This window comes from Chitinophaga sp. H8 (genome assembly GCF_040567655.1).
In the GTDB taxonomy this organism is placed as follows: Bacteria; Bacteroidota; Bacteroidia; order Chitinophagales; family Chitinophagaceae; genus Chitinophaga; species Chitinophaga defluvii.
Genome location: NZ_JBEXAC010000001.1, coordinates 1,406,754 through 1,419,741, shown reverse-complemented (window position 1 = coordinate 1,419,741; position 12,988 = coordinate 1,406,754). Strand labels below are relative to the sequence as shown.

The following is a 12,988-nucleotide window of genomic DNA, read 5'->3' as shown; positions in this document are numbered from 1 at the left end:
GCTGTTATTTCACTCCATGATTTGTTTTGATAAAACTCTCGCTATCTACCAGATAAGCTGCATTGGCTGCTACCTTCCAGCTGCTGGCCGTACTATCCACCTGTATCACCTCCCCGGCCTCAGCTCCGGTGGTGATTTCCACCGGCACGTACATCCCATTTTCCTGTTTAAACACCAGGGATTTACTGCCTAAGCGCCAGACTGCTTTTTTAGGCAGCCACCATCCTCCTGCGTAAACAATGGGGATGCTGCCACTTACCAACTGCCCTACCCGGAAATCATTGCGAGCCAGGTATATGCGTGCCAGCATAAAGTTTTGCCCATTTCGGAAAACAGGTTCTATTAAACCAATGTTACCGGTTTGCATCGCCTCCTTATGATCGGTAGGATAAAACAATATTTTCTGCCCGCGTTTAATATTGGCCGCCAGTTGAGAAGGGAAAGCAAACTCTGCCACCAGATTACCTGCCTGGTAGATGGTAAACAGGGATTGTCCGGCGCTTACATACTGCCCTTCCCGTAACAATACCGGTGTAGCAGCAGGTGCTGCCGGCGCACTGACTGCCGGGGCAGCAGATGCGCCTCCTTCCATACCACTCATCCCATCACCACCGGAAGAAGGTGCAGCAGCAGGCGTCATGGCTGATAACGCTGAAGCTGCCGCAGTCTTCTCTAAAATATACCCATCACTGTTACTATATACCGGTATCCGGTAAATAATATTACCCGTTTTCAACACCTGCTCAATCTGTCCGGATGCCATGCCCAGCAACTGCAAACGTTGTTTGGCGCGGTCAAGCATATCTCCTCCGTTTCGTGCAATGAACAGCAACTCCCGTTGTGCTGCTGCCAGATCAGGTGAATACACCTCCATAATTAGCTGCCCTTTCCGCACCGGCTGGTAATTATACTTGATCAATAGTTTTTCAATCCGGCCGCTTACCCGGCTGGCAATACTGGTTTGCTGACGGGTATCATAGGTGATCACCCCATTCACTGCAGAGGAATAAATACGGGTACCTCCTTCGGGCATAATAGCAGGAACAGCAGCGATGACCTGCGCATTTACTGGCTTTGTCAACCTCGAAATACTACTATCTACTACCAGTTCTTTATTATCTTCTTTGGATACCAGGTTCATACCGCATATAGGGCATTTTCCTGGCTTATCTTTGACCACTTCCGGATGCATCGGGCAGGTGTATAATGTCCCTGCTTCCTGACCGGTATGTGTATGCTTATCGGGTTTGCTTTTACAGGCTACCAGTCCAAATAAGGCAATGGACATGCCCAGCATGATATTAACGATATAACTGTTTCTCATAATCCACTATCATTTCGTAGAGTTTCAATTTTTCATCCAGTACATCCGACTGCATCATCGTCAGCGCTTCCCAGGAATCAATGACATTGGTTAATGCCAGCTTGTTTTCCTGATAGTTCAGAAAATTAGCATCCAGTGTTTGCTGCAGTGCAGGGATGATCTTGTCTTCCATAGCGGCAATACGCTTTTGCATGGATTGTACTTCATACTGCATACCATACAGCATCCCCTGTGTTTCCTGCAGCATAGCAGCCCTTTCCTTTTCCATGGCCTGTACTTCGTACTGCATGGCTTTAATACCAGACTTATACATCTTAGACGACCAGGGTGCAATAGGGATACTGATCATACCCATGGCGCTGTAAGCCTTTGGCATCATATTGCCCAATGGCGACATATGATCAAAGCGCACTTTAAAATCAGGCTTCTTATCCCGCTTCATACTTTCCACATTCAGTTGCATAGACCGGATGGTTTCATCCATCTTAAATACATCCTTTCTCACCAATGCCAGTGCAGCGGTGTCGTAAGAAGACGCTGTTTCAAACACAGGCTCATAAGTCGTATCTATTTCAAAAGGCTGATTACCCCGCGCATTCATCAAACTGTTGAGCCACGATCTGGCTTTCGCAATGGTACCTTCCTGCATACGGATCATGTTGCGGTTGTCTTCAATCTTTGCATTGGCTTTGTATACACCGCTCAGCTGGGATTGGTTATAAGGATACCTGATCTCTTCAATTTTCTTCATCGTCACCATGATCTTTTCATTCTCCTGCAGCACAGCAATACGTTGCCTGGCCACCAGCCAGTTAAAATAAAGACGCTTGGCCTGCGCTTTAAATTCATTGACGGTAATGTCTCTGGTGGCCAGTTCCACATTGCCCTGGGAAGCGAGGTAGCGCTTCTTGGCCTGAAGTTTGGCCGGGTTAGGGATATCCTGCTCCAGCTGCAGCATGATACTTCCTTTGTCTCTGTCATCCATCAGCTTTTGACCGGGGTAAGGCGTCATAAAAGTTCCTACCCCTACCATCGGCGCCATCCAGGCGGTAGCAGCCTCCGCATTGTATTTATAGCTTTCTGCTTTTAGGGCATAGGATTGCAGCAAAACATTATTCCTGTCAATCCTTTGCAGGATGCTGTCCAATGGAATCACCGGCACTTCCTGCGCCAGCAATGGCACCGGTGCCAACAGCAGCATCCCGATAATATATTTAGTGATGTACTTCATGTATTTCTAATTTTCCGTACTTGCGTAATTCATATTCTTTTGACATTAAAAAGATCAGCGGCGTTACCAGCAGGATATGTGTGGAAGAAGTGAGCACCCCGCCAATCATAGGTAATACGATAGGTTGCATAACGTCTGTACCTACTCCGCTGGCCCACAATACCGGTACCAGTCCGAATAATGACACACATACGGTCATCAGCTTGGGACGTAACCGCTTGGCAGCGCCATAGATCACATGCACCCGCAGATCTTCCTTGGTAATCGTGGCCGCCGAATTGCCTTTTTGTTTTACCAGCTGCTGCATAGCATCATTGAGATAAATCACCATCACAATACCTGTTTCCACCGCTATCCCAAACAAGGCGATAAAGCCTACTGCCACCGCAACAGACAGGTTCACTCCCCAGAAGTAGATCATGTAAGCTCCCCCTATCAGTGCAAAAGGCACCGTGATCAGGCTTAGAAATGCTTCCCGGATGGAGTTAAATGCGAAATACAGAGAGAAGAAAATGATGACCAGCACCACCGGTGCAATCCATAACAGCGTTTGCTGTCCACGTATCAGGTTTTCATATTGTCCGCTCCACTCCAGGTAATACCCCTGTGGCAGAATCCCTTTTGCTTCGTTCATCTTACCGATCGCTTCTTTTACGGTACTGCCCAGGTCACGCCCCCGCACATTAAACAACACCGCGCCCCGCAGCATCGCATTTTCAGAAGTGATCATCGGCGGACCATCCTCAAATTTCACATCTGCGACGGAGGACAAAGGCACCTCACCAGCAGTAGCCGACATGATAGGGATACGTTTAATCCCTTCCACACTATTGCGATAGTCCTGTGCCAGCCGCACACTGATAGAGAACCGTTGCCGTCCTTCAATGGTATTGCCGATAGGCGCACCACCCAATGCAGTTTCCACCGTTTGGTTCACATCGTCCACGCTAAGGCCATAACGGGCCAGATCAGCCCTGCGCACATCAATATCCAGGTACTTGCCACCAGTTACAGGCTCTACATACAGGTCCATCACACCGTTGGTTCCCTCCAGCGCCTTCTTCACCCGCTCAGATACGGCAGCAATGGTATCCAGGTTCTGTCCGTATACTTTTACACCTACGTCTGTACGAATACCGGTAGCCAGCATGTTAATACGGTTGATGATAGGCTGTGTCCAGCCATTTACCACACCAGGTATCTGCAGCTTGGCATCCAGTTCATTAATGATATCTTTCTTGGTTTTCCCTTCCCGCCATTGGGATTTAGGTTTCAGCATAATAATTGTTTCAATCATACTGATGGGCGAGTTATCTGTAGCGGTATTGGCACGACCAGCCTTGCCCAGCACCTTATCTACTTCAGGAACAGATTTAATGATCTTGTCCTGCACCTGTAAGATCCGCTTGGCCTCTGCATTGGAAATATCAGGCAACGTTACTGGCATAAACAAAATACTTTGTTCATCCAGTGGCGGCATAAATTCACTTCCCAAGCTTTTCAGCAATGGGATAGTAATCACCAGCGCCAGGATATTGATAGCGATCGTTGTTTTCCGCCACTTCAATACCGTTTTAATAATAGGCTCGTAAATCCGCTCCAGTATCCTGTTCACCGGGTTGGCATTGTCCGGCCTGAACTTCCCTTTCATAAAGAAAGAGATCAGCACCGGTGCCAGCGTGATCACCAGGATGGCATCCACAATCATGATAAATGTTTTGGTGAATGCCAGCGGGTGAAACAACTTCCCTTCCTGGCCGGTAAGCATAAATACCGGTAAAAAAGAAGTGATGATAATGATGGTTGCAAAAAACACCCCACGTGATACCTGCTTACTGGATTTTTCTATCACCTGCAGCCGCTCTTCTTCACTGATCCATTCTGGGGACTTCTTAAATATATTTCTCAGCCATTTCATAGTTACTTAGTTTTTTGTTGTTCCTCCCATATTGCATACCGTTCCGATAGATGCTTATAAGCATTTTCGCTCATAATGATCCCATTGTCTACAATCACCCCTATCGCCAGGGCAATCCCGGTAAGCGACATGATGTTGGAAGAAATATCAAAGGCATTTAACAGTATAAAGCTGGCTGCCAGCGTAATGGGAATCTGTATGATAATACTCAGCGCACTCCGCCAGTGGAAAAGAAAAATGAATACCACAATAGACACCACGATCATCTCTTCAATCAGGGTACCTTTGATAGAATCAATGGCTTCCGTAATCAGCTCCCCTCTGTCGTATACAATGTCAAACTTCACTTTTTCAGGGAATCCCTTGGCCACTTCCTGCATTTTGGCTTTCACCCTTTCAATTACCTCTGCAGCATTTTCTCCATAGCGCATCACCACGATGCCACCTACCCGTTCTCCTTCACCATCCTGATCAAATATCCCCAAACGGGTCTCTCCCGTCATTTGCACCGCCGCTATGTCTGCCACACGGATGGGGATACTGTTTTGTGTTTTAATCGGGATGTTCTCTATCTCGGCTACAGATTTCAGATAACCGGATGTTTTAATAATATACCCGATATCACTCAGCTCAAACTTCCGTCCGCCGGATTCATTGTTATTGGTACGGATGGCATTGATCACCTCCGCAGCGGACAACCGGTAGTATAACAGTTTGTTAGGATCTATTGTAATCTGATATTGTTTCTGAAAGCCGCCGAAGGATGCAATCTCACTGACGCCTTCTACATTCTGCAGGGCAAACTTTACGTACCAGTCCTGCAGTGCCCGCTGCTCTCCCAGGTCCATATTGGGAGCATCCAGCGTATACCATAAAATATGCCCTACGCCGGTACCATCCGGTCCCAGTTGCGGGGCAACGCCAGTAGGCAGCGTGCGGGATATGGTGCTCAACCGCTCCAGTACTCTTTCACGTGCCCAATACACATCTACGTCGTCATTAAAGATGACATAGATGAAACTCATCCCAAACATGGAAGAGCCTCGCACGTATTTAATCTTCGGAAGACCTTGCAAATTGGTCACCAGCGGGTAAGTAATCTGATCCTCTATCAATTGAGGACCACGCCCCATCCATTCCGTAAATACAATGACCTGGTTTTCAGATAGGTCGGGAATAGCATCAATAGGGTTTTTCTTTACCGCAAAAATCCCCCAGGCAAACAGCACTGCCGACAACACCAGTACAATAAAGCGGTTGTGTAATGACCATTCAATAATGCGATGTACCATATATATTCTTTTCAAAGGCGGGAGCAGCCGTTATACTACCCAGGCCATAATATCTTTTCAATAATGCAGGAGTTGCTCCTTTTTTAGTATGCTGGAAAACCGGTTACCCCTTTGCCAACACCGGTAAATAAAACACGGTGCGATGCACAGACTGCACAAGAGCGCACTTAGTAACAACAAGGTGCTAAATGCCCGGTTTGTCCAGAAAAAAAATGATGTAACGGAATATTAGCGGCGTATCAATCATACAATGGTATGTATGCGCGAAGCGTTATACGCCTGATGAGCAAGGGGCTCAGATACGGAAGGTACAGTGTAATATTTGGGGGGATACTTTACTACTTCGGGGAGGTGCATTGCTGACAGGAAACGCAGCTGTGAGTGAAACAGCTTGTATATCCTGAAGCACAGGAAAAGCTACCGGGATGGTAACTGCCACCAGCTGCATCAGATGAACGGTATTTTCCGCCACCTTCTGGTCTTTCTCCAGCTTTACAGTTTTATGCTCGTCCTTACAGCACTTTTTAGTGCATTGCTTATTATGCGCATGCTTTGCTTCACACTTGCCGCACTTTTCGGTTTCTCCATGCCACAACTGTATATCTACCAGCTTTTCCATGCAATAATGCATGTGAAAAGTGGCGCCTGTAGACGACCCCATGTAAAACATGGCCAGTAGTAGTGTAAGCAATTTTTTCATTTCAGGGCAAACATAGGCGTATTTGCCGGACCAAATGTTACATAATTTTGAGTTTCTTTTATATTATACCATTTTGAGGTGCCTTATTACCGCAACCATTAAACTGGAAGCACGGCTGTTTGATTGAAAAAAAATGCTTTCCTTTGGCACTTTAACTGCATTATGGAGCCATTAAAGGAAATGTTCAACCACCGCTTTTACGTCACATTTGCTACCGCATTTGAAAATGCTGACAAACACTTTAACGGAAAACAGTTTATTAAAGAGGTTACCCGGGACCTCGATGCCTTATCCCTCAACGAGCGTTTGCGCAATACCGCAGTGGTACTTCAGCAACATTTGCCGGCAGATTATTCCAAAGCAGTAGGGATCCTCTTCAAGGCCATTAATGAAGTACCAAGAGGATACACGGCACTGGTATTTCCGGATTTCGTAGGCAGATACGGTAAAGATCATTTTGAACTTTCTATGGAGGCGCTGAAATACTTCACTACATTTGGCTCATCAGAATTTGCCATACGGGAATTCCTGAAAGTAGCCCCTGAAAAGGTGCTCCGGGTAATGAAAACATGGTCGGAAGATCATAACCCTCACGTACGCCGTTTGGCCTCAGAAGGGAGCCGGCCACGCCTGCCCTGGTCGTTCAAACTGGATGCAGTGATTAAAAACCCTGCACTTACCCGTGATATTATCGAGCAATTAAAAGCGGATGAGGAAGTATACGTAAAAAAATCGGTGGCCAACCACTTAAATGATATCTCCAAAGACAATCCGGATTACATGATCAGGGTGCTGAAAAGCTGGGGCACCACCAATCCCCATACAGCCTGGATCATCAAACATGCCAGCCGTTCTTTGATCAAAAAAGGGCATAAAGATTCATTGGACATCTTCAATTTTGAAAAACGGGTAAAAGTGCGGATAGAAAAATTCCGCTTAGCTGCATCCCGTATTCAGCTAGGAGAAACATTACAGTTTGCCTTTGATATTGTGAGTGAAAAAGCTGCACCACAAAAACTGGTGATTGATTATGCCATCCATTACCCTAAATCGGCCGGCAGCATATCCCGGAAGGTGTTCAAACTAAAGGAAATAACCCTGTTGCCTGATCAGCGCCTGCATATCATCAAAAAACAAGTGTTCAAAGATTTTACTACCCGCAAGCATTATCCCGGAAAACATAGCATTGAAATCATCATCAATGGAAAAACTTTGGCCGAAAAGAATTTTCACCTGAGCGTTTAATTACAGTCCGCCTTCACGGCAGGAGCTAACCCCAACTGCTTTTTATACCATAGCTCCCATGAGGAACTTTGCATAAAAGTCAGGAATTGCGCTCTCCAAAATACCTGCAACAGTTGCTGCTACCGGATAATCCAGTTTGATCAGCTCCGCTCCTATGCCTTCATCATCTATGTTTAATAACAGATAGGTAGCCAGGGAACTGCCTTCCTTAGATCTGCCAACAGCACCACAATTGATGACCAGCCTGTCGGGCATGCCAGCTGCAACAGGGATCCTACGTACGTAAGATATATGCGTGTGTCCCATGATCAACACATCTGCCTGGTGCTGATCCATCATATGGCAAATATCCTCCTGTGGATGGTTTTCATAGATATACTCCTGATTACTGTTAGTACTGCCATGTACCAGCAGTATATTGGTTTTCCTGCCTTTAATATCAAAGGTGAGCCTGATCTGATGAGGCAGGTGCGCCAGATAGGTTTTATGTACGTCTTGAATGGTCTGCTTCGTATGATGAATAGCTGCTATCCTGGCAGTTGTTTCTTCAGCACTGTGTTTGGATAATGGGATTACGTCATAGTTATAAGCAATCCGCTCATCATGGTTTCCCATCAGGCATGGGATACGTAAATCCCGGATCGTAGCGATCACCTCATTATTCCAGGGTGCAAAATCTACCAGATCCCCCAGACAATACACCTGGTCCACTGCTTTACTTGTAATATCCTTCAGTACAGTTTGCAAGGCAGGCAGGTTACCATGCACATCACTAAATATGGCTATCCGGTTCATATGTTGTTATATTGACACAAAACTACTTCCTGGCAAGGGCTGTAAATTGTACTTTTAAACGGTACTTTTGTAAAAAATCATTCCTTGGAGCGTTTTATTCAGCACGAACCGCTTTTTGTTCGCCACTTCACTACCAGGGAGTGGCCATTTCCGGTGCATAACCACAATCATTTTGAATTGGTGTTTATCCATGCAGGGAAAGGCTTTCAGGACCTGAACGGACAACGTACCTCCTATCAGGGAAAGTGTCTGTTTCTCCTGGCACCTGCGGATGCACATATTTTCAAAATAACGCTGGAAACAACATTCAGTGTACTGAAGTTCAGCAATCGCTACCTTGATGGTACCTCTACAGAACAGGAATGGAACAGGCTGATCGACCATTTACTGAGCATCAGTAATGCACACGGAGCATGCCTGACAATGTCGGCGGCTTCACTGGATAAAATTGGGCATTTAATGGATATGATTGTGCAGGAATGGACTGAAACAGGAGGTGCTTCCAATGAAGTGATCTTTTACCTGATCCGCAGTGTCTTTGCTATCATTAAAAGAGAGGTATTTCAGCAACTTGCCCCCGATCATTTACCGCAGGAGGATCTCCTCATCAGTGTCATGAATCATATCCACCTGAATATTCAGGATCCTGCCGCACTGAGCTTAAAAACCTTGTCAGAACGTTTTAACAGGTCCCCTAATCACTTGAGTGCCTTATTTAAACACCAGATGGGCACTCCCCTCAAAAAGTACATAGGGGATTATAAGTTTAAACTTATTGAAAACCGTTTAAAATTCAGCAATGCACTGATGAAAGAAATCAGCCACGAATTTGGGTTTGCTGACTTAAGCCATTTTAATAAGTTTATGAAAAATCAGGCAGGCATTAATCCCAAGGAGATCAGAAAACAATAAGTGTTTATTGCCCCTCTCCGTTAATATCGGTTGTCAGTACTTCACTCATATAATCGAAGAAAGGACGCATCTCCTTAAAGGTTAAACTCATCTCTTGCAGAAAGTCTTTACTTAACACCTCTTTGTCTGAAAAGTGTTTGATAAGCAGGTACTGTTTATAGCGCAACAGATCGATGGCCTCGTGGTCTGCCCCGAAACCCTTGGGAGCCGTTTTCAATTGCTCTCCCTTTAATTCGCCAAACCTGGATTTGAATGATTTGCTGTTGAGTATTTTCCGGAGCGGGGCGGCATCAAAAGCAATATCATCCCTGATAAGTTTCATATCTGCCGGAACAGGTGCCCAAAAGCCTCCGGCTACAAAGGTATTACCCGGTTCAATCTGGAAATAATAACCTCCCCTGCGGGATTTGGTAGCACGGGTAAAGCTACCGCTCCAGTGAGTTTTATAGGGTGTTTTATCATGGGAGAACCGGGTATCCCTGTAAATACGGTACAGGCTCTGTTTCCCCGACAGGGTTGCTATCAGATCATGCGAACGGAGATTTTCCAATAACGCATCCGCAAATGTTATTATCAGTTGCTGTTCATCCTGGTATACTGTTTTATTTGTATTAAACCAGTCTCGGTTATTATTTGCTTTCAGATTATTTAAAAAATCAAATCCCGATTGGTGTATGCGTGGTAATACGATATTATTCATTGTCTTGGAACATGGTAATAAGCCTCAAATGTAAACACATTTTCCGGGATCAGCGGGTATGGTAATGGTGTGTGGCAAAACTTACTGCCTGTATGCTTTGGGGGTTACTCCTTCTAATCGTTTAAACAGCTTAATAAAGTAATTCAGATTATTAAATCCGGCCTGATAACAAACATCCGTAATACTCAATGCAGAATCAGCCATGATACGCTTGGCCTGCTGAATCCTTTCCCGCAATACGTATTCCAGGGGAGGAATACCAAATTGTTCTTTAAACGCCTGGAAGAAAACAGATTTGCTCATGCAGGATGCTTTGGCCAGTGCATCAATACTGATCTTTTGTGTCAGATGCTCTCTGATATAATGCAGCGCCGGTGTAAACCGGTGATCACGGGCGGCAGTATCATTAATAGCTACCAGGTTCTGCGTCTGTATAATCCTCAGCAATAAAAACTTCAGGGACAAATCGGCCAGGGCATCTTTGGCAAGATCTCCTTCCATACTTATACTGATGAGCTTATTAATGCTGCTGGCTAATTCCTTGTTATTAAAAAAATGATAATGACTGAAATTCAGTTTCCACTCAAATGGGGCAGCTTTATTGGGATATTGTTCATTCAGGAAAGCCAGATTCTTATTTACCATATCCCAGTCGAGTGCCAGCGTAGCACATTGTACCGGGTGTTTTTCATCCGCTTCCGGAAAATCCACTTTCATAGATACCCCTTCGGGAAGAATCACACTTTCTCCGGGTAAAAAAAAGAAGGCTTCCTCGCCGGACAACGACATGATTTTCTTACCACGCATCATACTGGACACTACCAGCCCATTGTAGGATAATGCTACATTACTGCAACGGTGACGTGTTTCGAAGATATTCAGTTCACAATGATTGAGATTAAACACACGACGGTGTTCCACCAATGTATCCAGAGAAGAGGTGTCACTCAGATTGATGGGAGCAAGATGGCATACCTGGTTCATTATTGGGCATTTTTATAATGATCAAAAGTGTGGACAGCCGGTTTTATCTACCCTATAAATTTATCGATTAATTCCCATAGCAGCAGTCAGGAAATTAAAAATAGCATTGTTCTATCAATTCGGATGATCGTTCAATGAATCTATCAGGGGTATTGCTAATATTGGTAATTCCTTCACCCAAAAATCCAGTTATGAATATCTCCCTTAAACAGGCAGAAGCGGTAATTGCTGCTGCCAAGGCCAAAGCCACAGAGATTAAAACCCTGATGAACATTGCGGTGGTAGATGCGGGCACCAATCTGGTCGCATTTGCACATATGGATGATGCATGGTTGGGGTCTATAGACATCTCCCAGAAAAAAGCGCGTACCGCCAGGTATTTCAATATGCCTACAGGAGAAATCGGCAAATTATCCCAACCCGGCGGCTCCCTTTATAATATCGAACACTCCAATGGCGGACTGATCACTTTCCCTGGCGGCGTAGTCATTAAAAATGCCAAAGGCGAGATCATTGGGGCAATAGGGGTTTCCGGCGATACAGTAGAAAATGATCATATCGTTGCCCAGGCAGGAGCAGACAGTATTAAATAACGCATAAAATCAAATACGATGTGTCAAAATCATGGCGTTGCCTATATAAAACCAGGTGTGGTAGAAGTAAGAGAAATTGAATATCCTAAACTCGCATTAGGTGATCGTAAATGCGAGCATGGGGTAATCCTGAAAATAGTATCCACCAACATTTGTGGAAGTGATCAGCATATGGTACGCGGACGTACCACAGCTCCTGCGGGACTGATACTGGGGCATGAGATTACCGGATTGGTCATTGAGGCCGGAAGGGATGTAGAGTTCATTAAAACAGGCGATCTGGTATCCGTGCCCTTCAATATTGCCTGTGGCCGGTGCCGTAATTGTAAGGCAGGGCAAACCGGCATCTGCCTGAATGTAAATCCTGCCCGGCCCGGAGCTGCTTACGGCTATGTGGATATGGGAGGCTGGGTAGGCGGACAGGCAGAATACGTGATGGTACCCTATGCAGATTTCAATTTGCTGAAATTCCCCGACAGCGATCAGGCAATGGCAAAAATCAAGGACCTTACCTTGTTGTCAGATATCTTCCCTACCGGCTTTCATGGTGCGGTAACTGCTGGCGTGGGGCCAGGCAGTATTGTTTATGTGGCAGGTGCGGGTCCTGTAGGCCTGGCCTGTGCAGCTTCCTGCCATCTGCTGGGTGCTGCCATTGTAATTGTGGGGGATATGATCGATGAAAGGCTGGCGCAGGCCAAAAGTTTTGGATGCGAGGTCATAGACCTGAAAAAAGAAGCCTCTCTGGCTGATCAGATTGCTGCGATCACCGGTGTTCCGGAAGTAGATTGTGCGGTGGACTGTGTTGGATTTGAGGCGAAAGGCCACGGGCATGACAGTAATGTGGAACAGCCTGCTACCGTCCTGAATTCTATTATGGATATCACCCGTGCCGGCGGGCAACTGGGTATCCCAGGGCTGTATGTTACCGGTGATCCTGGTGCTGTGGATGAAGCGGCTAAAAAAGGCAGCCTGAGTATCCGCATTGGACTGGGCTGGGCAAAATCACACTCCATACATACCGGTCAGTGCCCGGTGATGAAATACCACCGCCAACTGATGAATGCCATCCTTTACGATAAAATCAAAATTGCAGATGCCGTGAATGTGGAAGTGATTACCCTGAACGATGCGGTCAGAGGATATCACGATTTCGATAAAGGAGCCTCCAAAAAGTTCGTCATTGATCCACATGGAATGATTCGGGCCTGATCCTGAAAAACCACATGGGGCTGATTAAAAAGAACACTATCCTGGGGAGGAAAGTACTTTTGGTCAGCCTCCATTCCTTTTACCT

The 12,988-nt window shown here is 45.8% G+C and carries 12 protein-coding genes; 4 read left to right on the top strand and 8 right to left on the bottom strand.

The features are described from left to right. Positions 1-4 precede the first annotated feature (4 nt). The 5 genes from ABR189_RS05465 to ABR189_RS05445 form a co-directional block, all read right to left on the bottom strand. Complete coding sequence (locus ABR189_RS05465; protein WP_354659443.1) at positions 5-1,324, bottom strand: heavy metal-binding domain-containing protein; 1,320 nt, start codon at positions 1,322-1,324, stop codon at positions 5-7. Further along, positions 1,302-2,555, bottom strand: a complete 1,254-nt coding sequence (locus ABR189_RS05460) for a TolC family protein (protein WP_354659442.1) — start codon at positions 2,553-2,555, stop codon at positions 1,302-1,304. Before ABR189_RS05460 ends, ABR189_RS05465 begins: the two co-directional genes overlap by 23 nt. Further along, entirely contained in the window at positions 2,539-4,473 is a 1,935-nt protein-coding gene (locus tag ABR189_RS05455; protein ID WP_354659441.1) for an efflux RND transporter permease subunit, read from the bottom strand. The genes ABR189_RS05460 and ABR189_RS05455 overlap by 17 nt, the downstream gene beginning before the upstream one ends. 2 nt (positions 4,474-4,475) lie before the next feature. After that, a complete protein-coding gene (locus ABR189_RS05450) occupies positions 4,476-5,765 on the bottom strand; it encodes an efflux RND transporter permease subunit (RefSeq protein WP_354659440.1) in 1,290 nt (429 codons plus the stop codon). 295 nt (positions 5,766-6,060) lie between these two features. Next, positions 6,061-6,465: an HYC_CC_PP family protein gene (locus tag ABR189_RS05445; RefSeq protein ID WP_354659439.1), complete on the bottom strand. Its 405-nt coding sequence runs from the start codon at positions 6,463-6,465 to the stop codon at positions 6,061-6,063. A 162-nt stretch (positions 6,466-6,627) separates the two neighbouring features. Between ABR189_RS05445 and ABR189_RS05440 the strand changes: the two genes are divergently transcribed. Then, positions 6,628-7,710, top strand: a complete 1,083-nt coding sequence (locus ABR189_RS05440) for a DNA alkylation repair protein (protein WP_354659438.1) — start codon at positions 6,628-6,630, stop codon at positions 7,708-7,710. A 42-nt stretch (positions 7,711-7,752) separates the two neighbouring features. Here the strand turns inward: ABR189_RS05440 and ABR189_RS05435 are convergent, their stop codons facing one another. Then, the gene (locus ABR189_RS05435; protein WP_354659437.1) at positions 7,753-8,505 is read right to left on the bottom strand and encodes a metallophosphoesterase family protein; all 753 of its coding nucleotides are present in this window, start codon (positions 8,503-8,505) and stop codon (positions 7,753-7,755) included. An 84-nt stretch (positions 8,506-8,589) separates the two neighbouring features. Between ABR189_RS05435 and ABR189_RS05430 the strand changes: the two genes are divergently transcribed. Continuing rightward, a complete protein-coding gene (locus tag ABR189_RS05430; RefSeq protein ID WP_354659436.1) occupies positions 8,590-9,417 on the top strand; it encodes an AraC family transcriptional regulator in 828 nt (275 codons plus the stop codon). Positions 9,418-9,421: 4 nt separating this feature from the next. On the opposite strand, the gene ABR189_RS05425 is transcribed toward ABR189_RS05430, so the two are convergent. Both ABR189_RS05425 and ABR189_RS05420 read right to left on the bottom strand, forming a co-directional pair. Next, positions 9,422-10,117, bottom strand: coding sequence for a DUF2461 domain-containing protein (locus tag ABR189_RS05425; protein ID WP_354659435.1), 696 nt, complete (start codon positions 10,115-10,117; stop codon positions 9,422-9,424). A gap of 81 nt (positions 10,118-10,198) precedes the next feature. Further along, positions 10,199-11,101 carry a helix-turn-helix domain-containing protein gene (locus ABR189_RS05420; protein ID WP_354659434.1) on the bottom strand — a complete coding sequence of 301 codons (903 nt, stop codon included), beginning with the start codon at positions 11,099-11,101 and terminating at the stop codon, positions 10,199-10,201. A 191-nt stretch (positions 11,102-11,292) separates the two neighbouring features. Between ABR189_RS05420 and ABR189_RS05415 the strand changes: the two genes are divergently transcribed. Together ABR189_RS05415 and fdhA are read left to right on the top strand one after the other, a co-directional pair. Next, the gene (locus tag ABR189_RS05415) at positions 11,293-11,694 is read left to right on the top strand and encodes a GlcG/HbpS family heme-binding protein (protein ID WP_354659433.1); all 402 of its coding nucleotides are present in this window, start codon (positions 11,293-11,295) and stop codon (positions 11,692-11,694) included. Between the two features lie 18 nt (positions 11,695-11,712). Next, positions 11,713-12,903 carry a formaldehyde dehydrogenase, glutathione-independent gene (fdhA, locus tag ABR189_RS05410; protein WP_354659432.1) on the top strand — a complete coding sequence of 397 codons (1,191 nt, stop codon included), beginning with the start codon at positions 11,713-11,715 and terminating at the stop codon, positions 12,901-12,903. The last annotated feature ends 85 nt before the right edge of the window (positions 12,904-12,988 follow it).